Source organism: Paenibacillus sp. RU5M (assembly GCF_900221055.1).
Taxonomy (GTDB): domain Bacteria; phylum Bacillota; class Bacilli; order Paenibacillales; family Paenibacillaceae; genus Paenibacillus; species Paenibacillus marchantiae.
On sequence record NZ_OBQM01000021.1, the window covers coordinates 1 to 20,290 of the forward strand.

General features: G+C 47.3%; 19 protein-coding genes and 1 rRNA gene. 19 read left to right on the plus strand and 1 reads right to left on the minus strand.

Annotation, left to right across the window (positions count from 1 at the left end; genetic code table 11):
• From rrf to pssA, 9 genes are all read left to right on the plus strand, one after another.
• Nucleotides 1–104 (plus strand): 5S ribosomal RNA (rrf, locus tag CRO25_RS31195); the annotation flags it as partial.
• Between the two features lie 200 nt (nt 105–304).
• Nucleotides 305–1,480 (plus strand): enhanced intracellular survival protein Eis, encoded by a 1,176-nt coding sequence (eis, locus tag CRO25_RS31200; RefSeq protein WP_079697646.1) that lies wholly within the window; start codon nt 305–307, stop codon nt 1,478–1,480.
• 472 nt (nt 1,481–1,952) lie between these two features.
• Nucleotides 1,953–2,414, plus strand: coding sequence for a CtsR family transcriptional regulator (locus CRO25_RS31205; protein WP_063567405.1), 462 nt, complete (start codon nt 1,953–1,955; stop codon nt 2,412–2,414).
• A gap of 30 nt (nt 2,415–2,444) precedes the next feature.
• Complete coding sequence (locus CRO25_RS31210; RefSeq protein WP_063567406.1) at nt 2,445–2,969, plus strand: UvrB/UvrC motif-containing protein; 525 nt, start codon at nt 2,445–2,447, stop codon at nt 2,967–2,969.
• 28 nt (nt 2,970–2,997) lie between these two features.
• Nucleotides 2,998–4,068: a protein arginine kinase gene (locus CRO25_RS31215; protein WP_053779232.1), complete on the plus strand. Its 1,071-nt coding sequence runs from the start codon at nt 2,998–3,000 to the stop codon at nt 4,066–4,068.
• Nucleotides 4,069–4,254: 186 nt separating this feature from the next.
• Nucleotides 4,255–6,717: an ATP-dependent protease ATP-binding subunit ClpC gene (clpC, locus tag CRO25_RS31220; RefSeq protein ID WP_063567408.1), complete on the plus strand. Its 2,463-nt coding sequence runs from the start codon at nt 4,255–4,257 to the stop codon at nt 6,715–6,717.
• 294 nt (nt 6,718–7,011) lie between these two features.
• On the plus strand, nt 7,012–8,379 hold the full coding sequence (radA, locus tag CRO25_RS31225) for a DNA repair protein RadA (protein ID WP_063567409.1): 1,368 nt from the start codon (nt 7,012–7,014) through the stop codon (nt 8,377–8,379).
• Nucleotides 8,380–8,392: 13 nt separating this feature from the next.
• Nucleotides 8,393–9,469, plus strand: coding sequence for a DNA integrity scanning diadenylate cyclase DisA (gene disA, locus CRO25_RS31230; RefSeq protein WP_063567410.1), 1,077 nt, complete (start codon nt 8,393–8,395; stop codon nt 9,467–9,469).
• A 43-nt stretch (nt 9,470–9,512) separates the two neighbouring features.
• Nucleotides 9,513–10,244: a CDP-diacylglycerol--serine O-phosphatidyltransferase gene (gene pssA, locus CRO25_RS31235; protein ID WP_063567411.1), complete on the plus strand. Its 732-nt coding sequence runs from the start codon at nt 9,513–9,515 to the stop codon at nt 10,242–10,244.
• A 123-nt stretch (nt 10,245–10,367) separates the two neighbouring features.
• On the opposite strand, the gene CRO25_RS31240 is transcribed toward pssA, so the two are convergent.
• Nucleotides 10,368–10,763 carry a hypothetical protein gene (locus CRO25_RS31240; RefSeq protein WP_024633611.1) on the minus strand — a complete coding sequence of 132 codons (396 nt, stop codon included), beginning with the start codon at nt 10,761–10,763 and terminating at the stop codon, nt 10,368–10,370.
• A 174-nt stretch (nt 10,764–10,937) separates the two neighbouring features.
• Here CRO25_RS31240 and CRO25_RS31245 point away from each other — a divergent pair, with 174 nt between their 5' ends.
• The 10 genes from CRO25_RS31245 (at nt 10,938) to sigH (ending at nt 20,173) form a co-directional block, all read left to right on the plus strand.
• The gene (locus CRO25_RS31245) at nt 10,938–12,023 is read left to right on the plus strand and encodes a PIN/TRAM domain-containing protein (protein ID WP_079697647.1); all 1,086 of its coding nucleotides are present in this window, start codon (nt 10,938–10,940) and stop codon (nt 12,021–12,023) included.
• A gap of 102 nt (nt 12,024–12,125) precedes the next feature.
• Nucleotides 12,126–12,818, plus strand: coding sequence for a 2-C-methyl-D-erythritol 4-phosphate cytidylyltransferase (gene ispD, locus CRO25_RS31250; protein WP_063567413.1), 693 nt, complete (start codon nt 12,126–12,128; stop codon nt 12,816–12,818).
• On the plus strand, nt 12,815–13,291 hold the full coding sequence (gene ispF / locus CRO25_RS31255; RefSeq protein WP_079697648.1) for a 2-C-methyl-D-erythritol 2,4-cyclodiphosphate synthase: 477 nt from the start codon (nt 12,815–12,817) through the stop codon (nt 13,289–13,291). The genes ispD and ispF overlap by 4 nt, the downstream gene beginning before the upstream one ends.
• 33 nt (nt 13,292–13,324) lie before the next feature.
• The gene (gltX, locus tag CRO25_RS31260; RefSeq protein ID WP_079697649.1) at nt 13,325–14,788 is read left to right on the plus strand and encodes a glutamate--tRNA ligase; all 1,464 of its coding nucleotides are present in this window, start codon (nt 13,325–13,327) and stop codon (nt 14,786–14,788) included.
• A 592-nt stretch (nt 14,789–15,380) separates the two neighbouring features.
• A complete protein-coding gene (cysE, locus tag CRO25_RS31270; protein WP_063567438.1) occupies nt 15,381–16,046 on the plus strand; it encodes a serine O-acetyltransferase in 666 nt (221 codons plus the stop codon).
• Nucleotides 16,047–16,075: 29 nt separating this feature from the next.
• A complete protein-coding gene (gene cysS / locus CRO25_RS31275; protein ID WP_079697650.1) occupies nt 16,076–17,476 on the plus strand; it encodes a cysteine--tRNA ligase in 1,401 nt (466 codons plus the stop codon).
• Complete coding sequence (locus CRO25_RS31280) at nt 17,473–17,997, plus strand: Mini-ribonuclease 3 (RefSeq protein WP_079697651.1); 525 nt, start codon at nt 17,473–17,475, stop codon at nt 17,995–17,997. The genes cysS and CRO25_RS31280 overlap by 4 nt, the downstream gene beginning before the upstream one ends.
• 86 nt (nt 17,998–18,083) lie before the next feature.
• Entirely contained in the window at nt 18,084–18,830 is a 747-nt protein-coding gene (rlmB, locus tag CRO25_RS31285) for a 23S rRNA (guanosine(2251)-2'-O)-methyltransferase RlmB (RefSeq protein WP_079697652.1), read from the plus strand.
• A gap of 5 nt (nt 18,831–18,835) precedes the next feature.
• Complete coding sequence (locus CRO25_RS31290; RefSeq protein WP_063567417.1) at nt 18,836–19,357, plus strand: NYN domain-containing protein; 522 nt, start codon at nt 18,836–18,838, stop codon at nt 19,355–19,357.
• Between the two features lie 171 nt (nt 19,358–19,528).
• A complete protein-coding gene (gene sigH, locus CRO25_RS31295; protein ID WP_024633601.1) occupies nt 19,529–20,173 on the plus strand; it encodes an RNA polymerase sporulation sigma factor SigH in 645 nt (214 codons plus the stop codon).
• Nucleotides 20,174–20,290 lie beyond the last annotated feature (117 nt).

Sequence of the window (20,290 nt, forward strand, 5' to 3'; positions counted from 1 at the left end):
GCGGAGGGGTTCCACACGTACCCATCCCGAACACGACCGTTAAGCCCTCTAGCGCCGATGGTACTTGGACCGCAGGGTCCTGGGAGAGTAGGACGTCGCCAAGCGAAGAACCACTGCCGATGTTATTCGGTGGTGGTTTTTATTTGTGTTTTTTAATATAGATCGTTATCCCCGAGAGATGCCCGCGCATCTCTTGTTTGACTTTGTCCCGTTCCTCTGACACACTCATAAATGGATACATACATCACGTATCAGGCCATGATTTGAAAGATATCATAACTTAGAGAACGGGGTGCAGGACGACATGGAAATTCAGAAATTAACCGTAGATGATTTTGAGCCAGCTATGGCACTCTCCGAGTATGCTTTTCAAGTGGTAATGAGTGAAGAACAAACGGAGAAGCGACGGAGTCAATTTGATTCACAGGATATATGGGGTGTATTTGAGGAGGGACAATTGGGTGCCAAACTTCACATTATTCCTTTTCAAACCTATATTCATGGGAGATCGTTCGAGATGGGCGGTATTGCGGGAGTAGCGACATGGCCAGAATATAGACGTAAAGGCTGGGTAGCTGGGCTGTTGAAGCATGCGCTGGAGGAAATGAACCGTAACAAACAAAGTATATCGTTTTTGCATCCGTTTTCTTTTGCATTTTATCGGAGATATGGATGGGAGACGTATGTTGAGTTTAAACGATATAAAGTGCCTACAGCTCATCTGCCTGCGAAAAAGGCAACCCCTGGAACAATTCGCCGTGGCGATCCGGGACTCAGTATATTAAAGGAAGTATACGGTGCGTACGCTGAACGCTATAACGGAACCTTGATTCGGGATGATGCGAGATGGGAGAATTCAGTTCTATCTAATGGCGCCAGCCAGAAGGCTATATATTATGATGAAGCTGGTAAAGCACAAGGCTATGTTTTATATGAGGTTAAGGAAAGAAAGTTTACCATTAAAGAGATCATTTATCTGAATGAAGAGACAAGACAAGGTTTGTGGACCTTTATTGCCAACCATGATTCCATGATTGAGGAAGTCACTTTACAGGCACCAGCCAGTGATATGCTTGCTTTTCAATTAGATAATCCGCGGATTCAGCAGGAAATTGTACCTTTCTTCATGGCACGTATTGTGAGTGTAGAACAATTTATTTCACAGTATCCTTTTGCGAGCCCAGACTCACCAGTACAGATTAATCTCCAGGTAGAGGATGCCCATGCACCATGGAATGAAGGGGTATGGCAGTTGAATGTGGCGATGAATGGTACAGCTTCGATATGGAAAACATCTGAGTCGGCAGCTAAAGATCAGACTGTTAAAGTAGACATACAGGCGCTTACCGCAATGCTGATGGGGTATCGTAGGCCCGCAGAGATGGCTCAAATAGGTAGAATTGAAGGACCGAATGGAGCGATTAAGGCTTTGGAGCAAGCGATTCCTGAACGGGAAACGTATTTACTTGATTTTTTCTGATCCTCATAGAGTAACGAGTATTCTAGGATCAATTTCATAGACTTAACTTGTATAGCATTACGACGTAAGTGTGAGACAAATGGACTTCTCCAGCTATTTTGGAGAGGTTTTTTTGTGTCAGCCGAATATTTCGTGTAAAATCGTAAAAAATGAATAGTGCTCCCTCTTGGCAAAACCACAAAATATGCTATAATGTATATAAAGTCAAAGAAAGTCAAAGTCAACTAAAGGTTAAATACTTACGTAGCTTTCTTTCTGCAATCCGGTGGTGGGAGCCATATTAAAGGTAGTACACATCAGCGGATAAAAGCAATATTAAAGGACCTTCGAGCGTCCTTCGCTCTCCTGTTAAAGACCGTTGAAGATCAGTTTCGCTGTTTCCTTGATTGGTTAAATGGGTTGAGAAGGTGTACTCTGTAGGGGCGTGTGGGTCCTTATTGACTTAACGTTTCAGACAGTGGAGGATGAGTGGATGCGTAATATCTCTGATATTATCGAACAATATCTGAAGAGTATTTTGCATGAAAGTCCCGAAGGATTGGTCGAAATTCAACGTAATGATCTGGCTGATCAATTTTCATGTGTGCCTTCCCAGATCAATTATGTCATCAGCACCCGATTTACACTCGAAAAAGGTTACCTTGTGGAGAGTAAACGTGGCGGCGGCGGTTATGTTCGCATACAGCGGATTGAATTGCCGGCTCACTCGGCTCTGCATAACCATTTGCACCATAGTATTGGAGATGAGATCGGGCAGACAGCTGCCGAAGGTCTGATCTACCAACTGGAAGAAGCACGTTTCTTGAGCAAAAGGGAAGCCGGGTTGATGCGGGCAGCTGTTTCGAGAGAGATTATATTGGTCAAACTTCCTTACCGGGATCAAATTCGTGCCAGAATGTTAAAGGCGATGTTAATATCTTTGCTCGGTAAATGAAAACTATCGGGATCAAGGGGGTACATCATTGTGCTGTGCCAAGAATGCAACAACCGTCCGGCAACACTCCATTTCACGAAGATCGTGAACGGAGAGAAGACGGAATTCCATATTTGTGAGTCATGTGCTCGTGAAAAAGGGGAAATGATTCCCGGAACATCCAACGGATTTTCCATTCATAACTTATTGTCCGGGTTGCTTGATTTTGAACCCTCAGGCAAGAATGGCAGTGCGGGAGCAACACCTGCGCAATCCCTTCGTTGTGAAGAATGCGGCATGACCTATTCACAGTTTAGCAAAATCGGCCGCTTTGGCTGTAGTTCTTGTTATAAATATTTTGACAGTCGTTTGGACCCACTATTTAAACGGGTTCACGGTAGCACTTCCCACGTGGGTAAAGTGCCTGCACGGGCTGGTGGTCGCATCAAGGTCAAAAGACAGATTGCTGATCTGAAACGGGATCTTCAGGAGAGTATAACGCAAGAGGAGTTTGAAGAAGCCGCTCAAATTCGTGATCAGATCAGGGAACTTGAAAAAGAAATAGCTCAGGAGTAAAGTTTGTGATGAGTAGGAGGGATGCGTAATGCCTAATCTGCGTTTTACAGAGAAGGCGCTCAGCGACTGGATGCGTAGTGATGCGGCTGATTCCGAAATCGTCATTAGCAGCCGAGTCCGGATCGCACGCAACCTTCAGCATTATCCGTTTCCGATGCTGGCTTCCAATGAGCAATCGGAAGAAGTGCTGAATAAGCTGAGCGAAGTACTTCAATACGATGACGTTCATGCTTTTGGAGATTTTCATACCCTGGATCTGATTGATATCGATGACCTTGACAAACGGGTGCTGGTGGAGAAGCATTTGATCAGTCCCAGTCTTGCGAACGAATCCAGAAATGGTGCTGTTATTCTCAGTGAGGATGAATCTGTCAGTATTATGATTAATGAAGAGGATCATCTTCGTATCCAGTGCCTCTATCCGGGGTTCCAGGTAAAAGAAGCCTGGGAGAAAGCTTCCGCCATAGATGATGCTTTTGAAGCGCATGTGGATTACGCTTTTGATGACCGTAGAGGATATTTAACCAGCTGTCCTACGAATGTAGGTACAGGTGTAAGAGCATCTGTCATGATGCATCTACCCGCTCTGGTGATGACACAGCAGATTGGCCGCATTCTAACCGCAGTCTCCCAAGTCGGACTGACTGTACGGGGAATTTACGGTGAAGGCAGTGAGGCGATGGGTAACCTGTTCCAGATTTCGAACCAGATTACGCTGGGGCAGACGGAACAAGAAGTCATCGATAACCTGCATAGTGTTGTGTTACAGATGATTGGGCATGAGCGTACCGCCAGAGAACGGTTAATTACCGACTCTAGACTGCGGATTACCGACAGGGTTATGCGTTCTTACGGCATTCTGTCCCATGCAGCCATCGTCGATTCGAAGGAAGCTGCACAGCGTCTGTCGGATGTTCGACTTGGTGTAGATCTCGGATTGTTGGACGGCTTGTCCATTACCGTGATGAACGAGTTGAATGTGATGACGCAGCCGGGCTTTTTGCAGAAAACATTTGGGGAAGACATGCGGACAGATGAGCGTGACATATATCGGGCTCAGTTGATCCGTGATACGATCAGTGCAGCCAATCAATCATAGGTAGTTCAAGAGTTGTTAATAAAGGTTTCACGCCGCATCTGCGGCTTTTATATAATAGAGCATTTCTATAATGAATGCTGAATGATTTTATTCGCAGCACGGCTGCAAACAAAAATGATATGAAGAATACGGTGGGATCCTTTCATTAGCCCCCGTTTTATCCAAAACCATGGAGGTGCAGGAGATATGATGTTTGGAAGATTTACGGAACGGGCCCAAAAGGTGCTCGCATTGGCGCAGGAAGAAGCTGTCCGTCTTGGTCATAATAACATCGGTACAGAGCACATTTTGCTCGGCCTCATTCGTGAAGGCGAAGGCATCGCAGCCAAAGCGCTGATCGGCCTGGGACTCGGATTGGAAAAAATTCAAGATGAAGTAGAGACGCTAATTGGCCGTGGCCAAGAGCAACCTACGAACATTGCATATACGCCTCGTGCGAAAAAAGTGATTGAATTGTCTATGGATGAAGCTCGCAAATTGGGCCATACCTATGTAGGCACAGAGCATATCCTGCTTGGATTGATTCGTGAAGGCGAAGGGGTTGCAGCACGTGTGCTGAACAACCTGGGTATTAGTTTGAACAAGGCACGTCAACAAGTGCTGCAACTGCTTGGCAGCAGTGAAGCTGTATCCAGTCATAATGGTACGCCTTCCAATGTCAGCACACCAACACTGGACAGTCTGGCACGTGATCTTACGGCGTATGCCAAGGAGAACAACCTGGACCCAGTGATTGGACGTAGTAAAGAAATTGAACGTGTTATTCAGGTACTGAGCCGTCGTACCAAGAACAACCCAGTACTGATCGGTGAGCCAGGTGTAGGTAAAACAGCCATCGCTGAAGGACTTGCACAAAAAATCATCGCCAACGAAATTCCTGAGACTTTGCGTGACAAACGTGTCATGACATTGGATATGGGTTCGGTTGTTGCAGGAACAAAATATCGTGGTGAATTCGAAGATCGTCTGAAAAAAATTATGGATGAAATTCGTCAAGCGGGTAACATTGTCTTGTTCATCGACGAATTGCATACCCTGATTGGTGCAGGCGGAGCGGAAGGTGCAATTGATGCTTCGAACATTTTGAAACCGGCTTTGGCCCGTGGAGAATTGCAGTGCATCGGTGCTACAACGTTGGATGAATATCGCAAATATATCGAGAAGGATGCTGCGCTAGAGCGTCGTTTCCAACCGATTACGGTGGATCAGCCTTCTCCAGAAGAAGCGGTTCAAATTTTGCATGGATTACGTGACCGTTACGAAGCGCATCACCGGGTAAAAATTACGGATGAAGCGATTGTGCAGGCAGTTAAACTGTCTGATCGGTACATTACAGACCGTTTCCTGCCGGACAAAGCGATTGACCTGATTGATGAGGCGGGTTCCAAAGTAAGACTGAACTCTTACACGATCCCACCTAACCTCAAACAACTGGAGAGCCGTCTCGAGGATATCCGCAAGGAAAAAGACGCAGCGGTTCAAAGCCAGGAGTTCGAAAAGGCAGCAGCTCTACGTGACACGGAACAAAAAATCCGTGAAGAGCTGGATGTAACGAAGAACCAATGGAAAGAAAAACAAGGTCGCACCGATTCTGAGGTAACTCCTGAGGATATCGCACAAGTAGTAGCCAGCTGGACCGGTATTCCGGTGAATCAGCTGAAAGAAGAAGAGACACAACGCTTGATGAATCTGGAATCAATTCTGCATGAACGTGTCATCGGTCAGGATGAGGCTGTGAAGTCCGTCAGTCGTGCAGTTCGTCGTGCTCGTGCTGGATTGAAAGATCCGAAACGTCCAATGGGTTCATTTATCTTCCTTGGTCCTACAGGGGTAGGTAAAACCGAGCTGGCTCGTGCTCTTGCAGAAGCAATGTTCGGGGATGAAAATGCAGTCATCCGGATTGATATGTCCGAGTATGGCGAGAAGCATTCCACTTCAAGACTCGTCGGAGCGCCTCCGGGATATGTGGGATATGAAGAAGGTGGACAGCTGACAGAGAAAGTGCGTCGCAAACCTTACTCTGTCGTCCTGCTCGATGAAATCGAGAAAGCACATCCTGAAGTATTCAACATCTTGCTGCAAGTGCTTGAGGATGGTCGTCTGACCGACTCTAAAGGTCGCGTCGTAGACTTCCGGAATACGTTGATTATTTTGACATCCAATGTGGGAGCAGAAGCGATCAAACGTAACTCTACACTGGGCTTTACGGCAGTAGTGGATGCAGGTGCGGATTACGATAACATGAAGGGTAAAGTGATGGATGAGCTGAAGAAAAGCTTCCGTCCTGAGTTCCTTAACCGGATTGATGAAATTATCGTGTTCCATTCTCTTGAAGAAAAACACATTGCTGAGATTGTTACACTGATGAGTGAAGAGCTTCGTAAACGTCTGAATGAATACGAGGTCGACTTCGAGCTCACAGACAATGCCAAGGCTTTCCTTGCCAAAGCAGGCTTCGATCCAGCCTATGGTGCTCGTCCGCTTCGTCGGGCGATCCAGAAGCATATTGAAGATAAATTGTCGGAAGAATTGCTCACGGGTAATGTGACTAAAGGTGATTCGTTGCTCATCGATGAAGAGAATGGAGCATTGTCTGTAACTAAAAAAGACGTTGTTGTTCCTTCCACTGAGGAAATCGAAACGAAATAAGTAACACTCGACTAGTGACATAACTACTGAGTCTGATGTATAAAACAAAAATCCTTCCTGGCTTTAGTCGGGAAGGATTTTTTTGTGTTTTTGTGCCAGTCAGAGACCCAGAGCTGTTGTTTATCAGAAAATAAACTTTGAAGTGCTACGAACATGTGTAAAGTTTGCGATAATCCTTTACGAAAAATCTCAAACAATGGTAAACTTTTATTAACCCTGCACGTCAGGGAATTAAGGCAAAATTCGTCGAAAAATGCAAAATGCTGTTATAAAATAAATCCTAGGAGTGCTGAAGTGGCCAAAGTTAAAACCAAGTTTCAGTGTACGGAATGCGGCTATGAAGCCCCCAAATGGTACGGCAAATGTCCGGGTTGTCAGTCTTGGAATTCAATGGTGGAAGAAACCGAAACGGTGGTCAAAACACAAGGGAGAAATTCCCCTCTCTTTGAGAGTAAAGATAAGCCACTTCCCATCATAGATATAGATAGCGGTCAGGAACCGCGTGTACAGACTGGAATTGAAGAGCTGAACCGGGTTTTGGGCGGCGGAATTGTTCCAGGATCTCTCGTTCTGGTGGGCGGAGACCCCGGAATCGGAAAATCAACATTGATGTTGCAAACATCTCATGCTTTGACTCACTCAGGTTTGCGTGTGTTATATGTCTCAGGTGAGGAATCAGTTAAGCAAACGAAATTGCGGGCTGACCGTCTGGGTGCGCTGTCTCCTGAGTTATATGTACTATGTGAGACCAATATGGAGCGGGTAGAGGAAGCGGTAGAGCAGATCCAGCCGCATTTTCTAGTCATCGACTCTATTCAGACCGTATATCTGCCAGAAGTCACCAGTGCACCCGGCAGTGTAGCTCAGGTAAGGGAATGTACCTCACGGTTCATGCGAATCGCCAAAGGGCGAGGCATTGCAACCGTACTTGTGGGGCATGTTACGAAAGAAGGCGCCATTGCAGGTCCACGTATGTTGGAACATATGGTGGACTGTGTTCTTTATTTTGAAGGAGAACGGCATCATACGTATCGCCTTTTACGTGCGGTAAAGAACCGTTTTGGTTCGACCAATGAGATCGGCATTTTTGAAATGGGCGAAGATGGACTTCGTGAAGTAGGCAACCCTTCTGAGCTCTTTTTGTCAGAACGTCCTCTGGGTGTGGCTGGTTCTACCGTAGTTGCCAGCATGGAGGGCACACGTCCTCTGCTTGTGGAATTGCAGGCATTGATTTCAACCACACATTTCCCTTCTCCGCGGCGTATGGCAACAGGGGTAGATCTCCATCGATTAAACCTGATTATTGCGGTACTGGAGAAACGGATGGGCATGTTCTTGCAAACGCAGGATGCTTATCTGAACGTAGCTGGTGGTGTGAGATTAGATGAGCCGGCAGTAGATTTGGCGGTTGCTGTAAGTATCGCATCCAGCTTGAGAGATGTACCGACCAAGCCAGATGACGTCATCTTTGGGGAAATCGGTTTAACGGGTGAAGTTCGGGCCGTTTCAAGGGCTGAACAACGTGTGAAAGAAGCTCAGAAATTGGGCTTTAAGCGTGTCATTTTACCAGAAAAAAGCTTAAAGGGCTGGAAACATCCTCGCGGGATACAACTGATCGGTGTGAATACCGTGGCAGATGCACTAGCGGTTGCTTTAGATTAGGGGGCATAACAAGATGAAAGATTCGAGCCAACTGGATAATATGAACGAATTGTTAAGGCTGATTGCACCAGGTACACCTTTCCGCGAAGGTCTGGAGAACGTGCTGCGCGCCAAGACGGGTGCACTGCTGGTTGTAGGATACAGCCCTGAAGTAATGGAAGTGGTGGATGGAGGATTCTCGATTAACTGTGATTTCTCCCCGAACTATTTGTATGAACTCGCCAAGATGGACGGTGCCATTATCCTTAGCGAAGATTTAAAGCGTATCCTATACGCCAATACTCAACTTATTCCTGACTCATCCATCTCTTCATCTGAGACGGGGATCCGTCACCGGACGGCTGAGCGTGTCGCGAAACAAACAGGCAAATTAGTCGTATCTATATCGCAGCGGCGGAATATTATTACCTTATACCAAGGAACACTACGGTATTCCCTCAAGGAAATCGGGGTTATTTTGACCAAGGCGAATCAAGCGATTCAAACCTTGGAGAAATACAAGGCTGTATTGACACAGTCCCTTACGAATCTGAGCGCCGCCGAGTTCGAGGAACTGGTAACGATTCCTGAGGTAGTCAATGTCATTCAGCGTACGGAAATGGTTATGCGCATCAAAACGGAAATCAAGCGTTACATTCATGAACTCGGCAACGAGGGACGTCTGATCTCCATGCAGATGGAGGAGCTCGTCGGTACAACAGAAGAGGAAGCCTGGTTGCTGTATAAGGACTATGCCCGTGATGACAGTGATGACAAGATTCGTGAGATTATCGTAGGTCTGAAAAGATTGTCGGACGATGAATTGCTGGATGCACATCATATCGTACGTCTTCTGGGATACCCTTCGTCAGCGGCTACGTCTGAAGATTCGGTTGCACCTCGCGGATATCGGGTATTAAATAAGATACCACGCCTGCCGAATGTCATCATCCATAACCTGGTGGATCAATTCGAACAATTGCCTCATGTCATTATGGCTACAATAGAAGAGCTGGACGAAGTGGACGGGATTGGAGAGGTACGGGCCCGAACCATTAAGGAAGGTCTCAAGCGTTTGCAGGAGCAGATGTTTATTGACAGACAAATGTAAGGGTTTGCCTATAACGGCTTGAAAATAATGAGGTGAAACAACGATGTTAACCAGATTCATTCCGAATCTCTTTACCTTGGGTAATCTGTTTCTTGGAATGATGGCAATCCTGCTTGCAATTGATGGGAAGTATAGTTTGGCTGCCATTTTGGTCATTATTGCGATGTTGCTGGATGGCCTGGATGGCCGTGTCGCACGTGCACTTAATGCCCAGAGTGAGTTTGGCAAAGAGCTGGATTCTTTGTCTGACATGGTTTCATTTGGTGCAGCTCCAGCTCTAATTATATTCATGGTCTCGTTTCAGGACGCAACTCCGGTTCTCGCCTGGATCGCAACCGCAAGCTTTCCAATCTGTGGGGCTATCCGGTTAGCCCGGTTTAACGTTCGCCCCGGTATCCCCGGGTACTTCACAGGTTTGCCGATCCCAGCGGCTGGAGGGGTACTGGCAACACTATCCCTGTTTAATAAGGATATCGGTCCCGTGAGTATGATGATTGCGACCTTGCTGTTATCGTATCTGATGGTAAGTTCGCTGAAATATCCCAATTTCAAAAAGGTTGGTCTACCGCGTAAAGCGATCTGGATTGCACCTTGGGTCATCGTCTTCGCGGTAGTGGTGGCTGTTATGTTTCCAGAACAATTGTCCAAATTGATCTTTATTCCACTTGTGTTATACGCTCTATATGGGATGAAGCATAATATGCGGACGGCAGCCTCGCGGAACCGAGCCAAAAAGCGTAAAGAAGAGAAGTCTTCCCGTCCTTCCGATCGCTAGGCATTCCATCATTTCGGGAAATAAAAAGAAAGCACGTACGCTCCTCAACAGGAGAATACGTGCTTATTTTTGTTTTTAAAATCTATACGTTAACTTAACCATTTGCAATGAAATACGTATTGTTTACGACAAATTGAACATCCCTAACGTCGAACATTTCTGTGACTCGTGATTTACGACCTCTTCCATGTTGATGTCCAGCAGATTGCAGAGAGCCGACATATAAAACAGGTTCCGCCCTAGTTCAGAGCTGATCACCTCTTTACAATTCTCGCACAATTCACCTTCCACATGCGTTTCCAGCAGGCCTTTTGATTGAGCAATGTCGCTCTCTGGGGCATATTTCTGCTTGGTGGCGTGCAGCTCAATGCAGCCGCATTCGGTAATGGCCTTGGACACGGCACGGTTGACAGAGGCGCCGGCTTGTCCTGTTTTGGACAGTACATCAATCAGGCTGCGATGACGCAGCAACAGCTCGGAAACTTGATCCTGAAAAGCCTGTAAACTTAGCGTACTCATTTTGCTACTCACCTCGGGATATGAATTGAATTCATTATATGCCAATAATTTACCTTCTTTCAACTGACGATTGCAACATTTCCAAAAAGTTCTTCAAAAGCGGGATTAGCAATCTGAGAATTGGATCATACTGGATATAAAGATGAAGTTATATTGAAGGAGGTGCAGGGACTTATGTGGAAAAAAGGCATTTTAACTTTTACAGGATTGTGCGGTGCATGGTTCGGCTACACGGCATATCATCTGGCAGGAAAATCCGTCCCTTGGATGGCTGAATGGATTCAATCAGCAGGATTATTGGGGGCTGGGGTATCAACCCTACTAGGTGTTGTATTGTTTATGTCAGTGTGTAACATTGGTGGAACATTAATGGCAACCAGACTACATAATAGTATTGATTCGTTGGCCAAAGTACCGATGAATGAATTGGCTGCGGGTGCGGCGGGTACAGTTGCAGGACTGCTGGTGGCCTTGCTGTTATATCCTTGTGTAGCATGGCTGGGGACGGCCGGAGAAGTGCTGCAAGTGGCACTGACGGTCGTAAGTAGCTATATAGGCTATATGCTTGCCATGGCGAAGAAAGACGATCTGGCGGCCTTCTGGATGTCAGGACGCTGGGGTCATCCTGAGGTGGATGAGGAAAGACGGCTAGAAGAGCACAAAATTTTGGATACCAGTGTAATTATCGATGGTCGCATCGCGGATATATGCAAAACCGGATTTATCGAGGGCACGATTGTAATCCCGGAATTCGTTCTGGAGGAATTGCAGCACATTGCAGATTCATCGGACTTGCTCAAGCGGAACAGAGGACGGCGTGGGCTTGATATTCTGAATAAGATTCAGAAGGAATTGGACGTTAAAGTGCTCATCTACGAAGGTGATTTCGAGGAGATTTCGGAAGTGGACAGCAAGCTGGTCAAGCTCGCCAAGGTGCTTCAGGGTAAAGTTGTCACCAACGACTTCAACCTGAATAAGGTCTGTGAACTGCAAGGAGTATCCGTGCTAAACATCAATGACCTCGCCAATGCCGTTAAGCCGGTGGTATTGCCAGGTGAGGAGATTATGGTACAGATTATCAAGGATGGTAAGGAACACGGTCAAGGTGTAGCCTATCTGGATGATGGCACCATGATCGTGGTGGAAGGCGGACGCGAGTATATCGGCATGATGATGGAAGTGCTGGTGACCAGTGTGCTGCAGACGTCAGCAGGACGAATGATTTTTGCCAAGCCGAAACTGTTGGAAAAAGCCCAATAAAGCGGTATGATGGGTAGTGTATCGTTTAACGATATTTAATATCGATAGTAGATATTTTGTATCTTAGGACGGTAAACTGACAGACAAGGCAGGGATTGCGGCATGGATAAAGGGTGGGGTGTTGTCATTGTGGCGGCAGGTCGGGGGACCCGGATGGGAACAACCGAGAGTAAGCAGTTTCTGCTGCTGCAGGACAAGCCCGTTTTCATACATACGCTTGAAGTGTTTACGGCTATGGACGAGGTCAGCGAAATGGTGCTGGTCACGGGAGCTGCCGATGTTGAACGCTGCCAGGATTGGGTAAAAGAATACCGACTGGAATCACGTGTCCGTGTCATCCCCGGAGGGAAAGAGAGACAGCATTCGGTCCACGAAGGCCTTAAGGCACTAGGGACAGACTGGGTCCTCGTTCACGACGGGGTACGTCCTTTTATAAACCGTGAGCAGATTATGGGGTGTATGAAGGCCGCTATGTCGGGTGGAGCAGCTGTACTGGCCGTTCCAGTGAAGGATACGATCAAACAAGTAAATGCGGATGGAATCGTTACGGCGACGCCGGACCGCAGCAGTCTGTGGAGCATTCAAACCCCGCAGGCTTTTCGTCTTTCTTCCCTGCTGATTGCGTACGAATCGGCGGACCGGGACGGATTTCTAGGAACGGATGACGCAATGCTGGCTGAACGCCAGGGAATGTCGGTCAAGGTTGTGGAAGGCAGTTATAAGAACATCAAATTAACGACGCCGGAAGATTTGGAATACGCCGCGTTTTTGCTCAAGGGAGAGAAGAAGCGATGATACGTGTAGGACAGGGATTCGATGTACATCAACTGGTAGAGGGACGCCCATGCATTATTGGCGGGGTAACGATCCCTTATGAAAAAGGACTGCTGGGTCACTCGGACGCAGACGTGCTGCTGCATGCCATCAGTGATGCCATTCTTGGTGCGCTTGCACTTGGGGATATTGGCAAACACTTCCCGGATACGGATCCGGAGTTCAAAGATGCTGATAGCCTGAAACTGCTGGAGCATGTGTGGCAGTTGGTGAAGGATCGTGGATACCGTCTGGGGAACATTGATTCAACCATTATTGCACAGAAGCCGAAGATGGCACCTTACGTTCCGAAGATGGCCGAGGTTATTGCCAAGGCACTTGAAGCAGATGTAACTCAGGTGAATGTCAAAGCGACAACAACAGAGCAACTGGGATTCCCCGGACGGGGAGAGGGCATAGCTGCCCAATCGGTTGTTTGCCTTGTTCGCGTGTGATATTATCAACCAATTAGAGACGGAGGGGATATTATGAGCACCGAAGTTCGCGTGCGCTACGCGCCGAGTCCAACGGGACACCTGCATATCGGGAACGCCCGTACGGCATTGTTTAACTATTTGTATGCCAAACATAATAACGGCAAATTCATTATTCGTATTGAGGATACGGACGTGAAACGCAACATTGCCGGTGGTGAGGAAAGTCAGCTGAAATACCTGAAATGGCTCGGAATCGAGTGGGACGAAAGTATTGATGTCGGCGGCGAGTACGGACCATACCGTCAGACGGAACGTCTGGACATCTATCGTAAGTATACGCAGGAGCTGCTGGATAAAGGTCTGGCTTACCGCTGTTATTGCACGGAAGAAGAGCTGGAGCAAGAACGTGAGGAACAGACAGCACGTGGAGAAACTCCGCGTTATTCGGGTAAACACCGTGATCTGACACCGGAGCAACAGAGCGCATTTGAAGCGGAAGGCCGTGTGGCGAGTATTCGTTTCCGTGTACCGGAAGAACGCATCTATACGTTTGATGACACGGTCAAAGGAACAATCTCATTCAACAGCAAGGAATCCGGCGACTTCGTTATTGTGAAAAAAGACGGCATTCCTACGTACAACTATGCAGTTGCTGTCGATGATCATTTGATGAAAATCTCCCACGTCCTGCGTGGGGAAGATCACATCTCTAACACACCGCGTCAACTGATGATTTATGAAGCGCTTGGCTGGGAGCCGCCGCAATTCGGTCATATGACGTTGATCGTGAATGAAAACCACAAAAAGCTGAGTAAACGTGACGAATCCGTTATTCAGTTTATTGAACAATATGATCAGCTCGGCTATCTGCCTGAGGCGATGTTTAACTTCATCTCCCTTCTTGGCTGGTCGCCTGAAGGAGAAGAAGAGATCTTCTCGCAGGAGCAGTTAATCTCCATTTTTGATACGAAGCGTCTGTCCAAGAGCCCGGCGGTATTTGATACACACAAGCTGGCTCACTTGAACAACCACTACATCAAAAATGCTGAACCAGATCGCATTGCCGAAATGGCGATTCCACATCTGCAAAAAGCGGGACGTATTGCCGCTGAGCTCTCACCTGAACAAAAAGAATGGGCATATACGCTTGTTCATCTCTACCAAGAGCAAATGAATTCTGTCTCCGATATCGTGGAGTTGTCGGAAGTGTTCTTCCGTTCCCACCTGGAGCTGGAAAGTGAAGGGGCTGCTGTACTGGCTGAGGAGCAGGTACCAACCGTTCTGAAGGCATTTGCTGATAAAGTACAGGCTAGCGACGAATTTACACCAAGCAAGATGGCTGCGCTGATCAAAGAAGTTCAGAAAGAGACCGGATTTAAGGGTAAACAGCTGTTTATGCCGATCCGTGTAGCTCTGACAGGACAGACTCATGGACGCGATCTGAACCAAACAATTGTACTGCTTGGCCGCGATACGGTCATTGATCGATTGCATGCTCAGGTAAAAGGCGCGTAAGTAACGCCCTTGTTTAGTCTACTTTGACTTAAGGATGGAACTTCGTTCCCACCGATATGAAGGAAGATTGTTGTCAGTCCATAACCTTTTCGCTATAATAGCAACACAAAGGTTAAATGGTATGATTTTATCATTCATCATAAAAACAGCAAAGACCGGGAGAAGTAGGCTGAACCGGACAGATTCAGAGAGGATGGTCCCGCAGTAAAGAACAAGATTCTTTGCTGAGGTGGCTGTGAGCCATCCGCTGTCCGTCAGTCGAAATGCACCCGTGAGCTGCATAGCCGAATCCGGCCCCGCCTCTCGTTATGTAGGAGAGAGGAAAACGTCAGGATAGGTTGTGACGGTTGGTTCCCGTTACGGAACTGTTGAGGGTTCATTCTTGTGCAAGGATATGAGGCAGCTATAACAGGTAGCCTAGTTCTTGTATGTTAAGGCATGAACCGAGCAGAGTGGGACCGCGATAAACGCCTCTGCAGCTTAATAGCTGCAGGGGCGTTTTCTATTTAGGTCGAGTCAGAAGAACACTACCATGAGGGCCGCGCCATCCGGAAAGCCGGAGGACGAAGACCTGAACAAGAGGGGAACGAGCATGTTCAAGAAGATCAGATCAGATATCCAGGCGGTGTTTGAAAACGATCCGGCGGCCCGGGGATGGTTTGAGGTTGTATTTACCTACTCGGGGCTGCATGCGATATGGGCGCACCGGGTGGCACACTTTTTATACAAGCGGAGATGGTTTTCTTTCGCGCGGTTCATTTCACAGGTCAGCCGCTTTATGACAGGCATCGAAATCCATCCAGGCGCTACGATTGGCAATCGGTTGTTTATTGACCATGGCATGGGCGTGGTGATTGGGGAAACGTGTGAAATTGGCGACGATGTTGTCATCTATCAGGGGGTCACACTTGGCGGAACGGGTAAAGAAAAAGGGAAGAGACATCCGACAATTGGCAATAATGTGGTTATCTCATCCGGAGCGAAGGTGCTAGGTTCCTTCAGCGTGGGGGATCAATGTAATATTGGTGCGAACTCGGTTGTGCTGAAGGAAGTCCCTTCGAATAGCACCGTTGTAGGCATACCGGGCAGAATCGTGAAGCAGGATGGCCGCCGGGTGGACCGTCTGAATCAGCAGCTTCCCGATCCGGTCATCGATTCCCTGCGCACTATGCAGCAAGAAATCGAACGATTACGTGAAGAAGTGCGTACTTTGCAGAGTACACGTGAAAGTGAGTTTTCCCGTGGTACAATAGAATAATGATGGAAACGGATGAAAGGAAAGTGACTATGACGCTTCAAATTTACAATACGATGAGTCGTACCAAAGAGAATTTTGTTCCTCAAGAGCCGGGGAAAGTGAAAATGTATGTGTGCGGGCCGACGGTATATGATTACATTCATATCGGGAATGCACGTCCAGTTATCTTTTTCGACACAGTTCGCGGATATTTGGAACAGACCGGACATGAGGTGAACTATGTCGTAAACTTCACGGATGTCGATGATAAGCTCATTCGTAAAGCTGAGCAGCTTGGCACGGATGTTCCTCATGTCGCAGAGAAGTTTATTGCAGCGTACTACGAGGATCTCGAAGGGCTGGGTATTCCGAAGGCAAGCAGTAATCCAAGAGTGACCGAAAACATGCCGCTTATTATTGATTTTATCCGTGAGCTGGTTGAAAAGGACTTCGCCTATGAAAATGGGGGTGACGTATATTATCGCACAGGCAAATTTGCGGAGTACGGCAAACTATCGAAGCAAAACCTTCAGGAATTACAGTTTGGAATTCGTATTGGTGTAGATGAGCGCAAAGAGCATCCAGAAGACTTTGTCCTCTGGAAAGCTGCGAAGCCGGGTGAGATTTTCTGGTCCAGTCCATGGGGCGATGGTCGTCCGGGCTGGCATATCGAGTGCTCTGCCATGGCACGGGAATACCTGGGGGATACGTTGGATATTCACGGCGGAGGACAGGATTTGCAGTTCCCTCACCATGAGTGCGAATGCGCTCAATCCGAGGTGTTGACTGGTAAACCACTTGCAAACTACTGGATGCATAACGGATTCATCCGTATTGATAACGAAAAAATGTCGAAATCACTCGGCAACGGTGTGCTTGTCAAAGACCTTCGCAATCAATATAAACGCGAAGCCATTCGTTATTTCATGTTGTCTACTCACTATCGCAATCCGTTGAACTTCACGGAAGATACGATGGAACAGGCACAGAATAGTGTGGACCGGATCGCAAATGCCGTAGGTAACCTTAATCATCGCTTGCAGGCTGTGAGCGTGGATCAGGCTGTGTCAGCTGAGTTTGCAGCGAGACTGGAGCAGATTCGTGAGCAGTATCATGAGAAAATGCAGGACGACTTCAATACGCCTGATGCGATTACGGCAATGTTTGAGTGGGCTGGGGAAGCTAACCAACTGTTGCAGCAAGATGTGGTAAACGCTGCGGACATTCGCGCTCTGCTGGAATTGTTCAATGAGTTGAATGCAGTTCTTCGTATCTATACCGAGGCTGAACCGGAGCTTTTGGACGAAGAAATCGAACGTCTAATTGTAGAACGTAACGAAGCACGCAAAACCAAAAACTGGGCGCGGGCTGATGAAATTCGGGATGAACTGTCTGCGCAGGGCATCTTGCTTGAGGATACGGCTCAAGGAATGAGATGGCGGCTCAAATGAGCGAGGAACAACTAAAAAAGTTGTCAGAATCCGTCGAGCATACCGAGCAACGAGATGAACAGCAGACAGATGAACAGTCTCTGAGCGTTGACCAGGGAGGATGGTTTCCTTATCCCCCCTCCCGGCCTGCACGGTTGATTCCTCCCATCGCTCTCGCCTACATTGGTGATGCGGTATATGAGGTAGCCGTACGGCAGTATCTGTTATCCAAAGCCAACATGCGTCCTAACCATCTGCACCGTAGTGCGACCGGTTTGGTATCGGCGAAGGCACAAAGCCGTATTCTCACAGGTATTGAGGCTGAGCTGACCGAGGAAGAGCGTGACATTGTCAGACAAGGTCGTAATGCCAAGTCTGGCAGTATTCCCAAAAACGCAGACGTTTTGGAGTATAGACATGCCACGGCTCTGGAGTGTCTGATCGGTTACCTGTATAGCAGTGGTCGGCATGATCGCATGATTGAACTGATTCGCCGGGGTATCGAGCATGCGGAACAACATTCGCAATCACCGACAAAATAATATAAATTACAACAAAGCCGCTTCTGTAGGGTGCGCCGATTAGGGTGCAGTAAATCGCAGGGCGTTATAGAGAGGATCGAACAAAGATGGAAGAAGAATGGATCGCCGGTAAGCACTCCGTAACGGAGGCGCTGCGTTCAGGCCGGACCATTAATAAAATATGGATTGCAGATACAGCGCAAAAACATTTGACACAGCCTATTATCACTGAAGCAAAAAAATTAGGTATTGTCATTCAGCACGTTGACAAGCGTAAACTGGATCAAACAGTTCCGGGCATTCAACACCAGGGTGTGATGGCGCAAGCGGCTCCTTACGCTTATGTAGAGGTTGAAGACATTCTTGCTGCAGCGGCTGCTAAAAATGAACATCCATTTTTGATTTTGCTGGATGAGATCGAAGATCCACATAATCTTGGATCAATTTTGCGGACGGCCGACTGCACAGGTGCACATGGTGTCATTGTACCTAAACGGCGTTCAGCTGCAGTTACAGTGACTGTATCCAAAACTTCAGCAGGTGCTGTTGAGTACGTGCCAGTGGCTCGTGTAAGCAATCTGGGTCAAACTATTGACCGTCTCAAGGAAGAGGGCGTATGGGTTGTAGGTACGGATGTTGCAGCTCAGGAGAGCGTGTTTGGTAACGGCGTCTTTACAGGCCCGGTAGCCCTCGTGATCGGAAACGAAAACAAGGGAATGGGACGACTCATTCGTGAGAAATGCGATGTGTTGATCAAATTGCCGATGCAAGGTCAGATTAATTCCCTGAATGCTTCCGTGGCAGCGGGTGTTGTCATGTATGAAGTGCTCCGCTCGCGCCAAGCGCAGGACTAGAAGATATGGCTGATTCCCGTGATGTGCTTCTTGTAGACGGGTACAACATGATTGGTGACTGGCCGGAGCTATCCAGATTGGCGGAGAGTGGATTGGAGGAGGCCCGCAACAGGCTTCTATCTCGACTAGCCGACTATCAGGCATTCTCCGGCTTGAGAGTCATTGTTGTTTTTGACGCCTACCTCGTGCCTGGACTCGGTAAATCCTTTACACAGAGCAAAGTGCAGATCTTTTTTACAAAGGAAAAAGAGACGGCAGACGAATGCATTGAGAGACTCGTTCGGGAACTAAGCACGCGAAGACGCCAAATCTATGTGGCTACAAGCGATATGGTAGAGCAGCATGTCATTTTTGGACAGGGAGCTCTGCGTGTATCCGCAAGGGAATTGCTGATCGAAGTAGAGCAGAACGAAAAAGAGTTACAGAAACGTCTGGAAGAAGATCAAGCTAAAGCAACGCGAAATACACTTGGCGGGAAGTTAAGTCCGGATGTTTTGAAGCAGTTTGAGCGGTGGCGCCGGGAATAACAGCACGATTTTACAAAAATTAGAATTTTGAAACTCTTGACAATTATGTTATTGATGTTCTTTTTTAGGCAGAGCGTGGTTGACGGTGTGAGGTACCATCATATATACTGATCCTATATTTCATAGAGTAGAGTAACGGGGTACCTTGCGTTGCAGCCGGAGGGATTGTCTGTGAGTGTCGACCTCAAAGATATCATGTTATCCAAGTATGATTACCAAAGTGACGAAGACATTGTCGAAGCGGTCCGTGAAGGTGAAAGCGAAGCGCTGGAGTTTTTGATTAACAAATATCGTAACTTTGTACGCGCCAAGGCAAGATCTTATTTTCTGATTGGGGCTGACCGGGAAGATATCATTCAAGAAGGAATGATTGGACTCTATAAATCCATTAGGGATTTCAAAGGGGACAAGCTCGCTTCTTTCAAAGCCTTCGCCGAGTTGTGTATTACACGACAGATTATTACGGCAATCAAGACAGCAACACGTCAGAAGCATATTCCGCTTAATTCTTATGTATCACTGGACAAACCTATTTATGACGAAGAGTCCGATCGTACGTTACTCGATGTGATTTGTGGAACACAGGTCAGCGATCCGGAAGAACTTATCATCAATCAGGAAGAGTTTGTGGGCCTGGAAGATAAGATGTCTGAGATTCTGAGTGATCTGGAACGTAAAGTATTGATGTTGTATCTGGACGGGAGATCTTATCAAGAGATTGCAGTGGATTTGGACAGGCATGTAAAGTCCATTGATAATGCACTTCAGCGCGTGAAGCGTAAACTTGAAAAGTACCTGGAAGTTCGAGATAATTGAACACATGTTGTCGTTGACGGAAAAGGCTCGGGGTTTGAGTCTTTTTTTGCTGCCTCAAGTTTATAAAGTTAAAGAATGATTATACTAGTAATCGCTTGGTCCATGCAGGAGAAGAGA

Excerpts from the sequence above, each read along its gene's own strand:
- rlmB (WP_079697652.1), top strand. The coding sequence starts at position 18,084 with ATGGAAGAAGAATGGATCGCCGGTAAGCACTCCGTAACGGAGGCGCTG.
- eis (WP_079697646.1), top strand. The coding sequence starts at position 305 with ATGGAAATTCAGAAATTAACCGTAGATGATTTTGAGCCAGCTATGGCA.
- CRO25_RS31240 (WP_024633611.1), bottom strand. The coding sequence starts at position 10,763 with ATGAGTACGCTAAGTTTACAGGCTTTTCAGGATCAAGTTTCCGAGCTG.
- CRO25_RS31205 (WP_063567405.1), top strand. The coding sequence starts at position 1,953 with ATGCGTAATATCTCTGATATTATCGAACAATATCTGAAGAGTATTTTG.
- CRO25_RS31245 (WP_079697647.1), top strand. The coding sequence starts at position 10,938 with ATGTGGAAAAAAGGCATTTTAACTTTTACAGGATTGTGCGGTGCATGG.
- ispF (WP_079697648.1), top strand. The coding sequence starts at position 12,815 with ATGATACGTGTAGGACAGGGATTCGATGTACATCAACTGGTAGAGGGA.
- CRO25_RS31215 (WP_053779232.1), top strand. The coding sequence starts at position 2,998 with ATGCCTAATCTGCGTTTTACAGAGAAGGCGCTCAGCGACTGGATGCGT.
- cysS (WP_079697650.1), top strand. The coding sequence starts at position 16,076 with ATGACGCTTCAAATTTACAATACGATGAGTCGTACCAAAGAGAATTTT.
- gltX (WP_079697649.1), top strand. The coding sequence starts at position 13,325 with ATGAGCACCGAAGTTCGCGTGCGCTACGCGCCGAGTCCAACGGGACAC.
- CRO25_RS31290 (WP_063567417.1), top strand. The coding sequence starts at position 18,836 with ATGGCTGATTCCCGTGATGTGCTTCTTGTAGACGGGTACAACATGATT.
- clpC (WP_063567408.1), top strand. The coding sequence starts at position 4,255 with ATGATGTTTGGAAGATTTACGGAACGGGCCCAAAAGGTGCTCGCATTG.
- pssA (WP_063567411.1), top strand. The coding sequence starts at position 9,513 with ATGTTAACCAGATTCATTCCGAATCTCTTTACCTTGGGTAATCTGTTT.
- cysE (WP_063567438.1), top strand. The coding sequence starts at position 15,381 with ATGTTCAAGAAGATCAGATCAGATATCCAGGCGGTGTTTGAAAACGAT.
- ispD (WP_063567413.1), top strand. The coding sequence starts at position 12,126 with ATGGATAAAGGGTGGGGTGTTGTCATTGTGGCGGCAGGTCGGGGGACC.
- disA (WP_063567410.1), top strand. The coding sequence starts at position 8,393 with ATGAAAGATTCGAGCCAACTGGATAATATGAACGAATTGTTAAGGCTG.
- CRO25_RS31280 (WP_079697651.1), top strand. The coding sequence starts at position 17,473 with ATGAGCGAGGAACAACTAAAAAAGTTGTCAGAATCCGTCGAGCATACC.